This is a genomic window from Telluribacter roseus (assembly GCF_017355915.2).
GTDB lineage: Bacteria > Bacteroidota > Bacteroidia > Cytophagales > Spirosomataceae > Telluribacter.
Map to the genome: position 1 here is coordinate 462,223 of NZ_JAFEUV020000003.1, position 17,541 is coordinate 479,763.

Here is a 17,541-nt window from a genome sequence, read left to right on the forward strand (position 1 = left end):
CATTTGCTGTTGCCTTCGGGTTAGATACGTCTACTACCCAGACACATGACTTTTTTCGCGTCCTTACTCTTGCCTGTCCTGCTCGTAGCAGGAAGTGTCTCCGTACCTCCAGAACCTACGGAAATGGATTCGTCGGGTAGGTGGGCTGTGCACATTGATAACCGGTATTTGCTGCTAGGGCGGGACATAATCAATGCCTGGGGGGGGAGCGTAGGTCGGATATGGGGGGAGAAGGAGCACGAGGTGACGCTGGGGTACTACTTTTTCAATCCTAAAGGGATTCGCCTTTTCAACTACGGGCTACGGGAGCAGGCCATCCAGGCCGGCCAGACTACCTATTCCTATACCTATCCCCGCTATATCCTGGCCGGCTACTGGCATAACCTCATCAATGTGCGTCAGTGGAAAGTGGGGGTACCCATCGAGCTGGGAGTGGGGCAGGCTGAGATCCGGCAGTTTGCGCTGGATGGAAACACACATGGACTCCCGGAGGCCCACTACCTGCTGTTGCCGGCGCAGGCCGGAGGCTATGTCGAGTGGAAAGCTACCCGCTGGGTAGGCTTCGGCCTGCAGACCGGCTACCACTGGGAGCTGAGGAGGCACCAGGCCATTCGTAATCTTAATGGGGTATACTACCGCATTCGCCTGATGACCTACCCCGCGCTCTTCCGGGACTTCCGGAACTTTGTATTCAAAGGCAGACGTCTTCGCTCACCTTTCTGGCCGATGAAGTAGTCGGCTAGGGTCTTTGCTTGTACTTCAGTAAGACTTTTTAGTAACTGGATAAGAATTTTTGATTTTCTTATAATTTATTAGTCTATAAGTTTGGTAGAGTTTATAGAGTACTTACATTTGTCTCATCATTTACAGAACACCACTAATCATTACCAAACCAGTACTTATATGACTCAGGATACCTTGTTCATCAGACCCTACTGTTGCTGCCAGCCATTGATGCCAATCATGCAGCTCAGTTGTCCAGAAAGCCTCTGATGAAAACAGGGACTAAATCCAGAAAGAAAAGTCATATAACCCCATGCGAATACCGCTGACATTCAATACTATGAAACTCCTTACAGCACTACCACTATTTTTCGTAACCTTCCTCTTTTCCCTTGTTGTATCCGCTCAGGATGCCCCTACTATCAATGCGACAGTATCCGGAGTGGTTGTTGATGCCCGTACCCAGGAACCACTCATAGGGGCTACGGTAGCCATCAAGGGTACTACCAACGGAGACCTGACCGACGCGAACGGAGAGTTTGCTCTGGTAACCGGCCAGAAACTCCCCTTTATAGTAATTGTATCTTACGTAGGCTACCAGAAAAAAGAGCTGGTGGTGAGAGATAGCAAAGTAGAGATCAAACTGGACGAAAATGCCAACGATCTGTCGGATGTAGTGATTACATCGCGCCGTCGTCAGGAGTCGTCGCAGGATGTACCCATACCCATTTCGGTAATCCGCGGCTATACGGCCGAAGACGCCGGAGCCTTCAACGTCAACCGTTTGAAAGAACTGGTACCTACGGTGCAGTTGTACTCTTCTAACCCACGCAATACGACCCTCAACATCCGCGGCCTGGGCTCAACCTTCGGTCTAACCAACGACGGTATTGATCCCGGGGTAGGCTTCTATGTGGATGGTGTGTACTATGCCCGTCCGGCCGCTACTACGCTTGACTTTGTAGATGTTGATCAGATCGAAGTACTGCGCGGCCCTCAGGGTACGCTCTTTGGAAAGAACACCACCGCGGGCGCCTTCAACATCACCACCCGTGCCCCTAGCTTTGAGGCAGGAGCTAATTTTGAGTTGAGCTACGGCAACTATGGCTTCATCCAGGCAAAGGCTTCGGTAACAGGCCCCATCATCAAGAATAAACTGGCGGCCCGGGCGTCCTTCTCCGGTACCCAGCGCGACGGATTGATTTATAACGTACGTACCCAAAGCTACGTAAACGACCTCAATAACCTAGGATTCAGAGGTCAGCTGCTATATACCCCAACCGAAAACATCCGGATTACCCTGATCGGAGATGCCGCCAACCAGCGCCCCAACGGGTACGCTCAGGTGGTAGCGGGGGTGGTAACTACCAAGCGCGCTCCTTACCGCCAGTTCAACAACATCATTGCGGACCTTGGCTACTCCCTGCCCAGCACCAATCCTTTTGATCGCGTGATTGACCACGATACGCCCTGGCGGTCCAACAACGGACTGGGTGGAGTTTCACTTAACACCGAGATCAAACTGGGAGCCGGTACACTGACCTCTACTTCGGCCTGGCGGTACTGGAACTGGGATCCTTCCAACGACCGCGACTTCACAGGTCTTCCGGTACTTGCCCTGTCACAGGCTACTTCACGCCACGAGCAATGGACCCAGGAAATCCGCTACGCCGGTAACTTTTCGTCACGCCTTAGCGGGGTAGTAGGTGTCTTTGCCATCGGTCAGGACCTGAAAACCGATCCGTATCATGTGGAAGAGTCGGGAGCGGCTCAGTGGCGGTTTTCACAAAGCTCAACCAGCGCGCTCTGGAAGACACCGGGCCTACTGGACGGCTACGGTATCCGGACTACCTCACGACTCCAATCATTCGGAGGAGCGGTATTTGGTCAGCTGGACTGGGCTATAACCGAAAAGCTGCACGTGCTGCCCGGGATCCGGTTTAACTATGACAAGAAAGACGTAGACTACCGTCGCGAAACCTACGGTGGCCTCCAGACTACCGATCCGGCCCTGCTGGCTATCAAGAACGCCGTCTATACTAATCAGGCCTTCAATGTTAATGTAGAAGAGAATAACTTCTCCGGACAGGTGACCCTGGCTTACAAGCCTACGAAGCAGATCAATGCCTTTACGACCTACTCCAACAGCTACAAGCCGGTAGGTGTCAACCTGGGTGGACTGCCAACGGCCAACGGACAGGTACTGACGGACCTGGCCCGTGTTAAGCCTGAGTACGTAACGCACTTTGAAGCGGGTATCAAGACCCGCCCCACGCCTCAGTCAACTCTGAACTTTGTGGTACACAACACCGATATCAAAGACTACCAGACGCAGGTGCAGACCGCCGAGGTAGGTGTAAACCGCGGGTACCTGGCCAATGCGGAGCGGGTACGGGTGATCGGTGCCGAGCTGGATGGTAACATCCGGGTTACAAACCAGCTTTCGTTTACCGGAGCCCTGGCTTATACCGACGGAAAGTACGTTTCGTTCACCAATGCTCCGGTACCACTGGAAGAAGTAGGTGGTGAGTTGGCCTACAAGGATATTTCGGGCAGTGCACTGCCGGGTATCTCCAAGTGGTCAGGTTCACTGGGTGGTGAGATCAGCGAAAACGGAAAGCTGTTTGGTCTGAAAGGTAAGTACTTCCTGGCGCTGGATAGCTACTACCGCTCTTCGTTCTCATCGAGCCCTTCGCCCTCCAAGTACCTGAACATCGAAGGCTACACCCTGCTCAATGGCCGGGTAGGTTTCCGCGCCTCCAACGGTATATCGATTCTGGTATGGGCTCGTAACATTACTAACAAAGACTACTTCGAGCAGCTACTGCCAGCGGCTGGTAGTGCCGGTCACTACGCTGCGGTACTGGGCGATCCCAGAACCTACGGGGTAACGCTACGCTACGGCTTCTAAGCCCCTAGTAGTACCTGTTACAGAAAGATATCTGAACCGGGTGGCTGAGTGGTAAGGCGTAGGTCCGCAAGACCTACCACGAGGGTTCGAATCCCTCCCCGGTACCAGTAGTACTAGTTCTTTGGTGTGTTTTCAGGAGGTAGAGGAGTGGTCTGGCTGGCTTTACTGTGAGGAGTAGGAAGAGGGCTGACGACCAGATTACCCAGCTACTGACCAGATCAAAGCAAACCAGCAAAGCCATTTAACCCTTCAAGTACTTTTCCTGATTATGACCAAACCTATACTTGCCACCCTTTTACTACTTACCCTTGCAGTAGGACTGCAGGCTCAACCCGCCAAACAGGTAAAAGAAGTAACCCAGCTCTGGACCGGGTACTTCGCCCAAACGCGCCTGTCGGATCAGTGGGGGCTATGGACCGACGTACACCTGCGTACCAAAGAAAACCTGCTGAGTGACCTGTCGCAGGGCATCGTGCGGGTGGGCCTCATGTACTACCTCAACGACCACACCAAGCTCACTGCGGGCTTCGCCTACGTCAACCACTTTCCGGCCGAAGGCCATACCAACATTTCCCAGCCTGAGCACCGCCCCTGGCAGCAGATCCAGTGGCATAACAACGGCCCAAAGAGCCGCCTGATGCAGTGGATACGGCTGGAGGAGCGCTACCGTCGCCGCATCCTGAACGACAGCGAACTGGCCGAAGGCTACAACTACGGCACCCGCATCCGCTATAACCTGATGGCGGCCTTTCCGCTTACCAAAAAGGGCTTTGCTCCCGGTGGCCTATCGCTGGTACTCAACGATGAAGTACACCTCAACCTGGGCCGCAAGGTCGTTTACAACCACTTCGATCAGAACCGCTTTTTCGTCGGGCTGGGCTACCAGCTGGGGCGGCACACGACGCTGCAGGGCGGCTACATGAACCTGTTCCAGCAGCTGGCCGCCGGTAACCAGTACCGCAACCTGCACACCGCTCGGGTATTCCTGTTCCAGACCTTCGATCTCCGCAAACCTACTAATTAATGTTACTATGCCTCCCGTCTACACCCTTCGGCAACTGATCGGGTACTTCCTCAGGCTGGGTACCCTGGGCTTTGGCGGACCCGCCGCGCTGGTCGGCTACATGCACCGCGACCTGGTGGAGCAGCGCCAGTGGATTTCAGAAGAAGATTATAAGGAGGGGCTGGCCCTGGCACAACTGGCCCCCGGCCCGCTGGCAGCGCAGCTGGCCATCTACCTGGGGTATGTGCACTTCCGCATTCTGGGGGCTACGCTGGTAGGGCTGGCCTTTGTACTGCCGTCCTTCCTGATGGTACTGGCCCTGGGCTGGACCTACGTACGCTACGGCGGCCTGTCCTGGATTCAGGGCGTATTCTACGGTGTAGGCGCCGCCGTGATTGGAATCATTGCCGTCAGTGTCGTCAAGCTGACCCGCAAGTCGGTAGGGAAGGAGCGACTGCTCCAGGGGATATTTGCGGTCTTGGCCGTGGTGACCGTCGTGACTGAGTCGGAACATATACTGCTGTTTCTGGGGGCAGGGGTACTGGTATGGTGGGTGCGGGTACCGCCCCGATTTCTGCAAAGGCCCGCCACCGCGCTGCTACCGCTGGGCACGATTCTGGCGCAGATTACCACTACCGGCCCCAACAGCCGCCTGTGGGACATTGGCCTGTTCTTTGCCAAGGCGGGTGCCTTTGTATTCGGAAGTGGCCTCGCCATTGTACCCTTCCTGTACAGCGGCGTCGTCAAAGAGTACGGCTGGCTCAACGAAAAGCAGTTTGTCGATGCCGTAGCCGTAGCCATGATCACGCCCGGCCCGGTGGTGATCACGACGGGCTTCATCGGGTACCTGGTGGAGGGTACTTCGGGGGCCTCCGTGGCCGCCCTGGCTACCTTCCTGCCCTGCTACCTGCTCACGATCCTACCGGCTCCCTACTTCAAAAAATACGGCAAGCTCCCTGCCATCAAAGCCTTTGTGGATGGTGTTACGGCTGCGGCCATAGGAGCCATCGCGGGTGCCGTAGTGGTACTGGGCACCCGCTCCCTGACCGACGCCTTCACCATAGCGCTGGCTACGGTCACGGGGCTGGTACTTTGGAAGTACCAGAAGCTCCCCGAGCCGTACGTGATCCTGGTAGCGGCGGTGGTGGGGCTGGTGGTACGGGAGTGTATGGTAGTGTAAGGGTCTGGGTGTCAGGTAAATTTAGTGGAATTGGATAGTCTTTTTTACCGTGTCCGGCTGACGACCTGCGTGACTACTTTTCTGACGGTAACTCCTCTGGTTTCCAGAGTAGCGGAGGCCGCTTCCATTGTATTTCTATAAGACTATTTAGAACTAGGAAAGGAATATGTACTAATATTAGTGCCAGGTACCCTATTAGTTGGGTAGGGTTTGTATAGTGGTTACTTTTGTCGCCATTATTTTTACAAACTCTTTTATGCAACAGCGTATAGTGCTGTCTCTCTTCCTGCTCCTCCATTCTTTAAGTGCATGGGCTCAGACGGAAAAGCGGATCGATGAGAGGACGCAAATATGGGGAGGCTACTTCAACCAGACGCGCCTGACGGACCGCTGGGGCGTATGGACGGATATACAACTGCGAACCAAAGAAGAGCTGGTTCAGGACTTGTCGCAGGGTGTGGTGCGGGTGGGGCTGATGTACTACCTCAACGACCAAACCAAACTGACGGCTGGCTACGCCTTTATGAATCACTTCCCGAACGAGGGGCACGCCAATATCTCCCGGCCTGAGCACCGTCCCTGGCAGCAGATTCAGTGGCATACCAACGGGCCACGAAGCCAGGTTTCGCAGCGGATCAGGCTGGAAGAGCGGTTTCGGCGGAAGCTCCGCAACGACAGCGAACTGGGCGAAGGCTATGCCTACACGACCCGCATCCGCTATAACCTGCAGACGGCTTTTCCTCTCACGCGCCGGGGCTTTACCCCCGGAGGGGTATCACTGGTGCTGAACGACGAGCTCCACGTCAACCTGGGCAAAAAAATAGTGTATAACTACTTCGATCAGAACCGCTTCTTCGTGGGACTAGGCTTTCACCTGAGCCGCACTACGACGCTGCAGACGGGTTATATGAACCTGTTCCAGCAGCTACCCGCCGGTAACCAGTACCGCAACCTGCACACGGCCCGGATCTATCTGTACCAGAACCTGGATGTACGTAAGCCGAAAGGGTAAGGTCTGATGGATATTAGTATATAGATCGCTGGTTATAGCCGTACTTATAAAACATCAGGTCAGGGATATCGTCTGCCCGATATGGATCTGCTCCAGAAAGGAGTGATCGTGTGACACCACCAGGAGCGTGCCCTGGTACTCATTGATCGCCGCGGTCAGGATCTCGATGTTCTGGATGTCCAGGTTATTGGTAGGTTCGTCCAGGATGATCAGGTCGGGGGCCTGGCTGCTGATGGTGAGGCAGCACAGCATGAGCCGCATCCGCTCGCCGCCGCTCAGGGCACTGCAAGGCTTGTCCCAGTCATCCTTGCTGAATAGGAACCGGGCCAGCCGGATTTTGACCTCGTGCTCCTGAAGCGACGTATGGTTGAATCGCTGTGCCTGCTCATATACATGGAAACTATTGCTGATCAGTGAATAATCTTGGTCAATGTACACCGCCTTGCTGTCCGCCCGCTGAATGGTACCCGATTGAGGCTCCAGGTCGCCCAGGATAATGCGGATCAGGGTGGTCTTGCCCGAGCCGTTAAGGCCTTTGAGGGCGATGCGCTCGCCGCTGGTGATCTGAAAGCTTAGCTCCGGTTGCCAGAGTGGCTGTTCGCTATACTGGTAGTTGATCGCTTCGGCCGTAACCAGTACCTTGCCCTGGTGGAGAGTAGAGGGATCGAAGCCAAACCGCATCTTGTCCACGTCCGGCAACCCCTTGCGCAGTTCGTGCAGCTCCTGGGCTATGGCACCCACCTTTTCGGCGTGGACGTTCTTGAGCTTCGAGGTACTTTTTTCGGCGTTGTTGCGGAGGGTATTCATCACGATGGTAGGCATACCTGCTTTCTCCTGCTTCTTCTTGCCGCGGGCGTCCAGCTTTTGCTGCCGCTCTGCGGTTTCGCGCGCTACTTCCCGCGCTTTACGCAGGGCTTTTTCCCGGCTGTGTACATCCTCGTTCAGGGCCTGGCTCTCGATCCGTTTCTGCTCCTGGTAGAAGTCGTAGTTGCCGCCGTAGACGGTGATACCCCGATTGCTCAGCTCGAGTACCGTACTGAGTCTGTTCAGCAGCGTACGGTCGTGGCTTACGACCAGCAGGGTACTGGTACTGGAGCTAATAAAGTCATACAACAACTGCCGCCCGGCCCTATCCAGGTGGTTGCTGGGCTCATCCAGCAGGACCAGCTCGGGCTGGTGGATGTGGATACCCGCCAGGAATACCCTGGTCTTTTGGCCGCCGCTGAGGAGCGCCATGGGCTGCGTCAGGTCCAAACCTTCCAGTTGCCAGTATTGCAGGGCCTCCTGGCACCGCTCCTCAATGGTCCAGTCGTCGTTGAGTAGGCTGAGGTTTTCTTCCATTACGTTGCCGGCCAGGATTTCTTTCAGTGCTTGTAATGGTTCTTCGATCCGGAGTGCTTGAGCCACGGTCAGCGCGTTGTACTGTCCGAATAGCTGGGGTACATAGTAGGGGGCAGCTTCCACGCTGGCTACGCCGCCTGAATGAGGCAGTACACCGGCTATAATGCGAAGCAGGGTCGATTTACCGGTGCCGTTGTTACCAATGAGGGCCGCTTTGTCGTGGCGGTTGAGGGTCAGGTGTATGTTGTCAAACAGTACATCCTGATTGGGGTGTATATAGGTGAGGTTCTGTATATGGATCATAATTTCTTTCTGTTAGAAGTAAAACAATAGCGGTAGACCTCTCTTGGCGGAGGTACCAGCTGTATTTACCGAAAGAAATCAGATCTCACATGGGTGGGGCTATCTTGTTTGTGTGGGTACAAAGGTAGGAAAAAGCTAAATGGAGTGTCAAATCCTATGACTACACTTTGTTTAGGTGAACGTACAGACAGATGAATGGCTCAGGAAGTCTCATGAATGGCTGAGGTAGGGGAGATGGTTGTATGGTAAGTAACTACATGAAGTAGGCTTCAACCTATACACACCTTCGGCGGATGTGTATAGGTTGAAACATTAATCACTTCCCGATCAGGACGTGGTAGTTGCGGGGAATTTCTACCCCCTGAAAGCGATTGGTCAATCCATAAAAGATAAGTACCATCACCATAAAACCTACCGTAAGGATCGCTTTGGATTGACCCATAGGTGACCAGCCTAAAAGGGGCTGCTTCATTTTCTGGTGGTGTATGGCGGCTACGTGCCCAAAAAACGAAAGAATAGCCAATCCATAGTAAGGTATAAAAAAAAGGTTGAATGGGAAGGTATTCAGCCCGGCTACGCCGTAGTAAAAGTTGGTATCCAGGTGCAGCACCGTACGACCTGTCAGTACGGAGCCCACATGAATGACAAAGAAGATAGCCAGGTAAAGCCCCGTCCATAGATGTAACCTCTCAAAGGGAGCGGTTGCCATGTTTCGCTTCTTCCGGAAGATCTTGATCCCCGTATAGATTTGAACCAGTACAGCCATTAGTATCAGGGGCTCTGCCAGGGGATGACGGTAAAACAGGCGCAGGCTATCCATAACTTGCAGGTACCTGTCCACCCCGGCTACACCATAGAGGTGATTGAACAGATGCAGCCCGATGAAGATGGTGAGTACCAGTCCTGATACATAGTGGAGTCTTTGGGTAATCATGGCAAATGGAGGGTTAGAGTGAGTTGGACTAACGTGTAGCAGTCTATCACTCTACCTTAACAACACCCCGATCGCACCGGATAAAACCGCCTGGCCCGCAAGATAATACCAGTAGCCATTTTTGTAAGGGGGAACCTGAACCAGTTTCGTTACTTTCTTTCCATTTCCCATCTCGGTGGGAATCTCTACATCCAACCTTTCTTTGTACCACTTCGTGCCCGATACGTAATGAATGTCATAGGTGCCATCAGGTACATTATGTATGGTGACGGACCTTACCTTCTTTTTATTCACAATCAGATGGTCGTTGAGGGTAACGGAGGTTTTTTCGGTCACCTTACTTGGTTTCAGGACTATGGTTCCGGTATTAGCCGATTCGAGTTGATAATTCACCTGAAAATTTCTTGCGCACGAGCTGAATGCAATGGCTAGTACGACTAAGATTAGAGTGCTGAGCTTTGTCATGGTAGTTGATTGTAAGGTTTGGTTATACTGTTTTATTGATAGGTGCTTACTGAGTTAGTATTCCAGTAGAGACTCGCTCTCCTGTAGGCTTTTTGTACCAGTCTGCCGGGTGGATAGAGCCTCAGGGTTGAAGCCTTTGATGAGCAACCAGACGGCCAATGTCATTTCGTAGGCAAATACCGGGAGGGCCAGCAGCATACCCCAGACAGAGAGCTGAGCTATGATGCCGAACATCTCCAGTAGGGAAGCGATGAAGATGAAAATGGAGCCTGCGAGTCCCATCAGGGCTATTTTTCGGGGCACCAGCCCGGAGTGATAAAAAACAAGACTGTACAGAAAGGTATTGATGCCCAGCATAAAGTTGGGCCCGAGCATAAAGGTCCAGTCGTGAATGGCTTTCAGGATGGTGCCACTGGTCTGGTAGGCGGCTGCGTCAGGGGCAGCGGCATGGGCAAAGGACTGGCTGAGCGTAAGCAGGGCCAGCACGCTCACCACCCCCACCAGGATCAGGATCGCTTCCAGCAGCCGGAAGCACAGGTAGCCCAGTCCCAGGCTCTCGTTGAACCGGCGCAGGTAGGGGTACAGCATAATGCCCGTTCCTGCTACGGTGGCTACGGTCAGGAGTTCGAGTAGTGCCGCCAGATGGATCTGATGCGCGTTGGCCGCGCCCTGTAGAAGGTACTGCGGACTAAACAGGATAGGCTCGTATAACTTCAGCGCGGCTATGGAAGTGATGGCCGCCAGAAGAAAGAGGAGTCCGGTAACGAGGGCGTTGGTTTTGTCTGCTTTGGGGGTAGAGTGGATCGTGTTCATGTTGCTCATAGCTTGATTCATGAGCAAACATACCGAACTACAATTCGGCAAAAATTAACAAAAGATAATTAATCAGCGGCCGGAATCACAGCTGTGATTCCCTACTGATCCTTTACCGCTTTACCTTGATTCTTTTGCGCATTCGGCTCAGCGAAACGGGAGTAATACCGAGGTAAGTCGCAATATGCTGAAGCGGAACCCGGTTGAACAGATCCGGTCTGGTTTCAAGCAGCTTCAGGTAGCGCATCTCGGGGCTCAGGTTTTTGAAACTGTCAAACGAGACCTGGTTCTGCACCAGCAACTGACTGCTCATCTGCATGATCAGGGCTTCCAGTTTGGGGACCTTCTCAATCAGTACTCTGCTCCTTTCAGCGGAGCTTAACGCCACCTCACAGTCTTCCTCACAGGCTAAATAGTACTCAGACGGCTGCTTGGTCAGGTAGCTTACGGGGTTGATGCCCTGGTTCTCCGTATAGAACTCGGTGGTTCTTTCTTCCCCATCAATCAGGTAATAGCTCCTCACACAGCCTTTCAGGATAAAGTAGCACTCTTTGGCATACGCCCCCTCAGTTAGTAACACAGTACCTTTTTTGAATGCCTTGATCTGATTCTGCTCATTGACAATATCTATTTCCTGCGGCGTAAGCTCTATATATGAACTGATGAATTGGATGATCGGATTTTCCATGGCTTTTATCAGAAGAGGAAAGTAGGATTAGGTTACTACCATGCAAGCTACGGCAAAAGATCATATCCTGAAACGTATTTCGGAGATAATGTAGAGGTAGGTACTTCCAGCCTGTAACGGTTCCTCAGTCTGGAGGGAGCTAACGTCTCTTTTTGCACGTTAGCCCCTTATAGCAAAGCCGCTTTCTATGTTAATGATGCTGTAAAGCCAAAGCAGGGTAGTCGGTATAGCCTGCGGCATCGGGCGTATAGAGCGTACTGAAGTCTACCGCATTCAGGGGGGCACCTTTTTCGATACGCTCCACAAAATCAGGATTGGCCAGGAAACTTCGTCCGAAAGCCATCAGGTCAGCCGAGCCTTCCAGTAGTTTGGCTTCGGCGGTTTCGGGTGTCAAGCCGTTGCAGTAAATAAGGGTGTTTGCAAAGGCCGAATGTATGGCCTGAAACGTCTTTTCCGGAATGTTGGGATTAGCTGATAGGTGGATATAGGCAATATCCAGCTTGTTCAGCTCACTGGCCAGATACGCGTACGTCTGATGTACTTCTTCCGTATCATACGGTTGTAAATCGCCCAGCGTAGAGTAGGGTGAAAAACGAACCCCTACCTTTTCTGGGCCAATGGCTTCGGCTACTTGTCTGGCAATTTGCAAGGTAAACCGGCTGCGGTTTTCGATGGAGCCCCCATACGCATCGGTACGGTTGTTCACGTTGGGATTCAGAAATTGCTCCGGCAGGTACCCATTGGCTCCGTGTAGCTCCACCCCGTCAAAACCTGCCGCCATAGCATTTTGGGCCGACTTTACATAGCCATCTATGACCGAGGCAATGCCCTCATTGGTAAGGGCAGCCGGTACCGAATGTTCCTGCATTCCCCTGCTATCCGTGAAAATCTCTCCCGCGGCTCTAATATCCGATGGCCCCACCACCTGCATACCCTCCGGCAGATTATCAATATGCCCGATCCGGCCGGTGTGCATCAGCTGTACAAAGATCTTTGCCCCTTTTTGATGAACGGCTTCGGTTACCTTTTTCCACCCGCTTACCTGCTCTTCGGAATAGATACCCGGAATACGCGGATAGCCCAGGCCCTCCGGAGCCGGAGCGGTACCTTCGGTAATGATGAGGCCCGCCTCCGAACGCTGCGCGTAGTAGGTTACCATCAGACTGTTGGGCAGGTTGCCGATCGCCCGGCTCCGGGTCATGGGGGCCATTACCAAGTGGTTCTTCAATTGGAGTTTGCCCTTGCTGAAGGGCTCGAATAACTTTTCCATAATGCTGTTCTTTATTTTGGTACAGCAAAGATGGTGAGTGTTTCCGGGCTAAAATACCTGTAAATGGCCATAAAATAGCCCTATCCGACAGTAGAGTACTTTTTGGGTGTGACACCGTAATGCTTTTCGAATAGGCGACTGAAATGGCTTAGGTTGGTAAAGCCCAGTTCGTAGCCAACCTCCGAGACCGATAGCTTACCCTGTTTTAACAGGAAGGCGGCTTCTTCCATCCTGACCCTTTGGTAGTAGTTATAGATGGTATCCCCGAAGGTCTGCTTAAAGAGTTGTTTTAGCTTCGTTTCGCTCATGGCTGCCTTATGTGCCAACTCGTTCAGTACGGGTGGCGTGCTCAAATCGCTCAGGATGTTGTTGCGTATGAGCAGCAGTCTTTCCGCATCGGCACTGTTGATACTCCGGTAGTTGGTGTTTTCGCGTCGGGATAGCTGGCTGAAAAGCAGGTACAAGAGCTCCTGTACTTTTATCTGTACATAGAAATGACTCAGCGGATCGAGCATATTCACGGTAGCGATGTTTTTCAGGAGCAGCTGCATCTCCGCATCCATACTCTCAAAAAACAGGAAAGAAGCCCCTTCAGTAGTGATGGTTTTGATCGTAGAGTTGGGCTGATCAATGGATAGGAGGGCTTTCAGTTTTGAAACCGTAATGCCTACTACCATATACTGGGTGTGGCTGTTGGCCGGAAAACGAATGGTAGAGCTCAAATCGATGGTGGTAACCTGTATGGCAGACTCATTCTTTTGCGAAAAGGGGATGCTGTTGTCGTTGTTGTACCTCAGTTCAATCGGCTGCTCGTTGGTATAAAAGAAGATACTGAGTAGGTCACTCGCTTCCACCGCCGGGTTCCGCTTGATCACCAGGTCTTCGGTGAGGGTATAGCGGTGGATCATCAGCCTGAAATCGTCCCCAAAAGCCACTTTCCGGATGTAGCCTTCGCCCAAGGACTGGGGGATTTCCAGAAAATTATCCCGTACCGGTACCTTGATTAACTCCGCAAACTGCCCTATAAAATCAAAATGTTGGGATGCTGTGAATTCGAGAAGCATTAGTCAATTTATTATAGGACATGATAGTCTGTTGTAGATCGTCAGCGAAAAGTGGACAAGCAAGACGGAAATAGTAAGAGGTACACTATGAACTCCTGAACCATTATCCCCGGCCCTTGGGTGGTGAATGTAGTAATTAAAAATTGACTCTTTTTATAAAGAAGCTTCTCTCCTGCGTACAGGTAGAAGAGAAGCTTCTTTACTTTTATCTACCTCTATCTTCTTTTTTATCAGCTTCTACTGAGTCAAGAGTTTGAAGAACCTTTACTGGCTTATTGTTCGTCCAGCCGTTGTATTTCTTTTTTGACCTCCTCAATTAACTGCTGTTCCGTGGGCAGGTAGAGCTGGTACTTACTGGCAATGATGGTCCTGTTGTTTTCGGGAAGGCTGATTTTGACAACTGCGTCATTCTTGTCGGCGCAGAGCAGGATACCGATGGTGGGGTTTTCAAATTCCTGTTTCTCAAAACGGTCGTAGTAGTTTACGTACATCTGCAACTGCCCAATGTCCTGGTGGGTAAGTTTGTCTGTTTTTATTTCAATAATGACAAAGCACTGCAACAGGCGATTATAAAAAACCAGATCCACAAAAAAATCATCGCCCTCTATATGGACGCGTTTCTGACGAGCTACAAAGGAGAAACCGTTGCCCAGTTCCAGCATAAAATCGTATAAATGCGTGATAAGGGCATTTTCCAGATCTTTTTCGTAGTAGGCAGCTTCCCGCTTCAGTCCCAGAAACTCAAGTACCATGGGATCTTTGATTATCTCTTTGGCTTCTATGGGGGGCTTTTCTTCACGGGCTACTTTAAGCACGGCTTCTACATCGTTGCTGAGGAGGAGCCGCTCAAACAGCTGGCTGTTGACCTGTCGTTCCAGCTGCCGGGCCGACCAGTTGTTTTTGGCCGCCTCTGCTACATAAAATTCCCGTTTATCAGCGTTCTCCAGCCTGATCAACGTGCGGTAGTGCGTCCAGCTGAATTGTGTACGCAGTGCGTTCACATTTGGAAAGATTCGATAAAACTGCACATACCAATATAAATGACGTTTAGAAAATCCACTGCCAAACTGCGGCTGCAACTGCTGGGCGAGCGACTGAATCAGGAAGGCACCATAAGCCGCCCGGTCTTCGCCTTGCTGTTCTTCTTCAAAGATTACTTTCCCGATATGCCAATACATCAGCACCCGCTCGGTATCTACTGAGCGAATAGCACGGTCACGCGATTGAGCTATGATGCCTTGTATATCAGAGAGGAGGTCTTTTCTGATTTGCATGCGATTGCTATTTCTTTAAGATGATTAACTCGTACTTTGCCGATCAAATAAAATATTGTGTACTTCAGGTACTCAACAAATAACGGGATTCCTACTGATAGTCTAAGATAGCTGCATTTTTGGGCACTGCATAGTTTGTATAAAAAATCAGAAACCACTTTTCCCTATCTTCGCTTTCCGTACAAGTACCTTGATCAACCCGAACATGCCAACTCAATCCGCGCTCCGGCTCCAGTCCAAACTCCCTAACGTAGGTACCACCATCTTTACGGTCATGTCCAAACTGGCGGCCGATGTGGGGGCGCTGAATCTTTCGCAGGGCTTTCCGAGTTTTGACTGCTCGCCGGAGCTGGTGGAACTCGTGAACCAGTACATGAAAAAGGGCTTCAACCAGTACGCGCCCATGAGCGGGGTACCGGCACTGCGGGAGTCGCTGGCGCAGAAAACCTTCGACCACTACGGCGTAGCCTACCATCCCGAGCAGGAGGTGACTATAGTATCAGGGGCGACGGAGGCGATCTATGCGGCGGTGACGGCGGTAGTACGGCCGGGCGACGAAGTACTGGTGTTTGAGCCCGCCTACGACAGCTACGTGCCCGCCATTGAGCTGAGCGGCGGAGTGCCGGTGTACATCACCCTCACGCCCGCCAACGGCTACGCAATAGACTGGGAGGAGGTCCGGCAGAAAGTAACCAACCGAACCCGGCTGATCATGATCAATACGCCCCACAACCCCATCGGGAAGGTACTGACGCGGGAGGATCTGGACCAGTTGGCCGCTCTGGTGCGGGGGACAGATATCCTGCTGGTGAGCGATGAGGTATACGAGCACATTGTGTTTGACGGGCAGCGGCACCAGTCGCTCCTATCGCATCCGGTGCTGCATGAGCGGACGTTTATCTGCGGCTCCTTCGGCAAGACTTACCACGTGACGGGTTGGAAAATTGGGTATTGTCTGGCTCCGGCGGCGCTGTCGGCGGAGTTTCGTAAAGTACACCAGTTCGTGACCTTCAGTACCATGACGCCCATGCAGTACGCCCTGGCTGACTTCATCAGGATACCCGAATACTATCTTGAACTATCAGACTTTTACCAGCGTAAGCGCGACCTTTTCCTGGAAGCTATCAAAGATTCCCGTTTCCGCTTTACGCCCTCACAAGGTACCTTCTTCCAGACGGTATACTACGGCGATATGACGCAGGAGTATGACTACGACCTGGCGGTGCGGTGGACGAAGGAGATAGGGGTGGCGTCCATACCGGTGTCAGTATTCTATAACCAGAAGAACGACTACAAGATACTTCGTTTCTGTTTTGCCAAGGACGATGAAACGTTAAAGCGGGCGGGGGAGTTATTGAGTAGGTTGTAGATAGCTTTTAGCTGTTAGACGGTCCGCCGGAGGAGCGCCTCCCGCGCGGTATTAGATTTTAGCTTTCAATTCCGTGGCCTGTGTCCCCACAGGCCCGTGGAGACACGGACCACGGTTTTCTTCTTATATTGGCTTTGTTGCATGGCTATGGAGGTACACATTTCACAGCCTTGGGCATTCCTAATTTTGTAAATCGGTTTAAACAGCTTGCTTTCACGCGAGCTTCGGCTTGCTGATTTGTCAGCAAGCGTGTTGACAACCGCTCTCCGAAAGCCATCTTCCAGCGGAACATACCTGTCTCTGCCTTGCTGCGACGGTGGTAGCCAATCTGTCGTTTCCACTCAGTTAAACCCACGCAATCAATCTGCGCAATTGCTTCATTTCTAGCGTGTAATAGGACATTCCCCAACTCATCAGTCCAGATCACCGCGTTAGAGCGGGGCGGTATCACTGGCTCAATCCCACGAGTTTCCAGCTCGTCATAGACCTTCACCTGGTCATAGGCGCCATCGCCGCTCAACCGGTTGATGGGGCAGGTTATGTTGGCCACCAAGGGCCTGACCATATCGGCATCACTAATGGCGTTGCTGGTCAGTTCAACGGCATGAATCTCGTTGGTGGCTTCGTCCACTGCCAAGTGCAGTTTGCGCCAGGTGCGTCGCTTATCAGCTCCATGTTTTTTTACTTTCCACTCCCCCTCGCCATAGACTTTCAACCCTGTACTATCCAGCGCAATATAGATTGGTCCGCAGGCGGACTCGCCAGAGGGCATTGGTGGGACAAATGCATTGATTCGAGCTTGACGGCGGCAGAGTTGTGTATAGGAGGGCACTTGCAATTCCTTTTTCATTATGCCTAAAATGCTCTGAATCAAGCCTTGGGTTTGCCGGAAAGCGAGTCCAAAGGCGGCTTTGAGGGACAATGCCGCCTGAATGCACTGATCTGAATAGCGAAACAGCCCCCCAGCGGTACGTGGCCCCTCATAGTACCAGTGGTCGAGGGTGTCCTGATCGATCCAAAGCGCGAAGCTACCCCTACTAATCAGAGACTTATTATACTCCAACCAATTGCTGAGCCGGTACTTTGCCTTGGGAGTTGGCGGTATTTTCTGCGCTTCTGGCGCTTGTTTGTCTGCTTGGGTAAAAAAGCGTATTTTTGGCATAGCACCGGGCCGTTAGGCGGCAGCTTTGT

Annotated in this window: 15 protein-coding genes and 1 tRNA gene; 7 read left to right on the forward strand and 9 right to left on the reverse strand. The window is 52.3% G+C overall.

The features are described from left to right. Positions 1-45 precede the first annotated feature (45 nt). The 6 genes from JTN23_RS08060 (at position 46) to JTN23_RS08085 (ending at position 6,829) form a co-directional block, all read left to right on the forward strand. Entirely contained in the window at positions 46-735 is a 690-nt protein-coding gene (locus JTN23_RS08060; protein ID WP_247233693.1) for a hypothetical protein, read from the forward strand. A gap of 328 nt (positions 736-1,063) precedes the next feature. After that, entirely contained in the window at positions 1,064-3,634 is a 2,571-nt protein-coding gene (locus JTN23_RS08065) for a TonB-dependent receptor (RefSeq protein ID WP_247233695.1), read from the forward strand. Between the two features lie 34 nt (positions 3,635-3,668). Further along, positions 3,669-3,737: transfer RNA gene (locus JTN23_RS08070), tRNA-Cys, on the forward strand. 165 nt (positions 3,738-3,902) lie between these two features. After that, positions 3,903-4,658, forward strand: coding sequence for a DUF2490 domain-containing protein (locus JTN23_RS08075; RefSeq protein WP_247233697.1), 756 nt, complete (start codon positions 3,903-3,905; stop codon positions 4,656-4,658). A 7-nt stretch (positions 4,659-4,665) separates the two neighbouring features. Continuing rightward, positions 4,666-5,817 (forward strand): chromate transporter, encoded by a 1,152-nt coding sequence (locus JTN23_RS08080; protein ID WP_247233699.1) that lies wholly within the window; start codon positions 4,666-4,668, stop codon positions 5,815-5,817. Between the two features lie 256 nt (positions 5,818-6,073). After that, on the forward strand, positions 6,074-6,829 hold the full coding sequence (locus JTN23_RS08085) for a DUF2490 domain-containing protein (RefSeq protein WP_247233701.1): 756 nt from the start codon (positions 6,074-6,076) through the stop codon (positions 6,827-6,829). 54 nt (positions 6,830-6,883) lie between these two features. Here JTN23_RS08085 and abc-f read toward each other — a convergent pair whose 3' ends face one another. The 8 genes from abc-f to JTN23_RS08125 all read right to left on the reverse strand — a co-directional run bounded on the left by abc-f (position 6,884) and on the right by JTN23_RS08125 (position 14,981). Continuing rightward, positions 6,884-8,473, reverse strand: a complete 1,590-nt coding sequence (gene abc-f, locus JTN23_RS08090) for a ribosomal protection-like ABC-F family protein (RefSeq protein WP_247233703.1) — start codon at positions 8,471-8,473, stop codon at positions 6,884-6,886. Positions 8,474-8,789: 316 nt separating this feature from the next. Next, the gene (locus JTN23_RS08095) at positions 8,790-9,407 is read right to left on the reverse strand and encodes a succinate dehydrogenase/fumarate reductase transmembrane subunit (RefSeq protein WP_247233705.1); all 618 of its coding nucleotides are present in this window, start codon (positions 9,405-9,407) and stop codon (positions 8,790-8,792) included. A 51-nt stretch (positions 9,408-9,458) separates the two neighbouring features. Further along, positions 9,459-9,800 (reverse strand): hypothetical protein, encoded by a 342-nt coding sequence (locus tag JTN23_RS08100; protein WP_247233707.1) that lies wholly within the window; start codon positions 9,798-9,800, stop codon positions 9,459-9,461. A gap of 126 nt (positions 9,801-9,926) precedes the next feature. Continuing rightward, positions 9,927-10,706 (reverse strand): DUF4386 domain-containing protein, encoded by a 780-nt coding sequence (locus JTN23_RS08105; protein WP_247233710.1) that lies wholly within the window; start codon positions 10,704-10,706, stop codon positions 9,927-9,929. Between the two features lie 91 nt (positions 10,707-10,797). After that, complete coding sequence (locus tag JTN23_RS08110) at positions 10,798-11,373, reverse strand: Crp/Fnr family transcriptional regulator (RefSeq protein ID WP_247233712.1); 576 nt, start codon at positions 11,371-11,373, stop codon at positions 10,798-10,800. A gap of 190 nt (positions 11,374-11,563) precedes the next feature. Continuing rightward, positions 11,564-12,643, reverse strand: coding sequence for an alkene reductase (locus JTN23_RS08115; RefSeq protein WP_247233714.1), 1,080 nt, complete (start codon positions 12,641-12,643; stop codon positions 11,564-11,566). 80 nt (positions 12,644-12,723) lie between these two features. Continuing rightward, positions 12,724-13,707 carry a helix-turn-helix transcriptional regulator gene (locus tag JTN23_RS08120; protein WP_247233716.1) on the reverse strand — a complete coding sequence of 328 codons (984 nt, stop codon included), beginning with the start codon at positions 13,705-13,707 and terminating at the stop codon, positions 12,724-12,726. A gap of 272 nt (positions 13,708-13,979) precedes the next feature. Beyond that, a complete protein-coding gene (locus JTN23_RS08125) occupies positions 13,980-14,981 on the reverse strand; it encodes a PDDEXK nuclease domain-containing protein (RefSeq protein ID WP_247233718.1) in 1,002 nt (333 codons plus the stop codon). A 205-nt stretch (positions 14,982-15,186) separates the two neighbouring features. Between JTN23_RS08125 and JTN23_RS08130 the strand changes: the two genes are divergently transcribed. Further along, on the forward strand, positions 15,187-16,350 hold the full coding sequence (locus tag JTN23_RS08130) for a methionine aminotransferase (RefSeq protein WP_247233720.1): 1,164 nt from the start codon (positions 15,187-15,189) through the stop codon (positions 16,348-16,350). 145 nt (positions 16,351-16,495) lie between these two features. Here JTN23_RS08130 and JTN23_RS08135 read toward each other — a convergent pair whose 3' ends face one another. Next, positions 16,496-17,512, reverse strand: a complete 1,017-nt coding sequence (locus JTN23_RS08135; RefSeq protein WP_247233722.1) for an IS5 family transposase — start codon at positions 17,510-17,512, stop codon at positions 16,496-16,498. Positions 17,513-17,541: the final 29 nt, after the last annotated feature.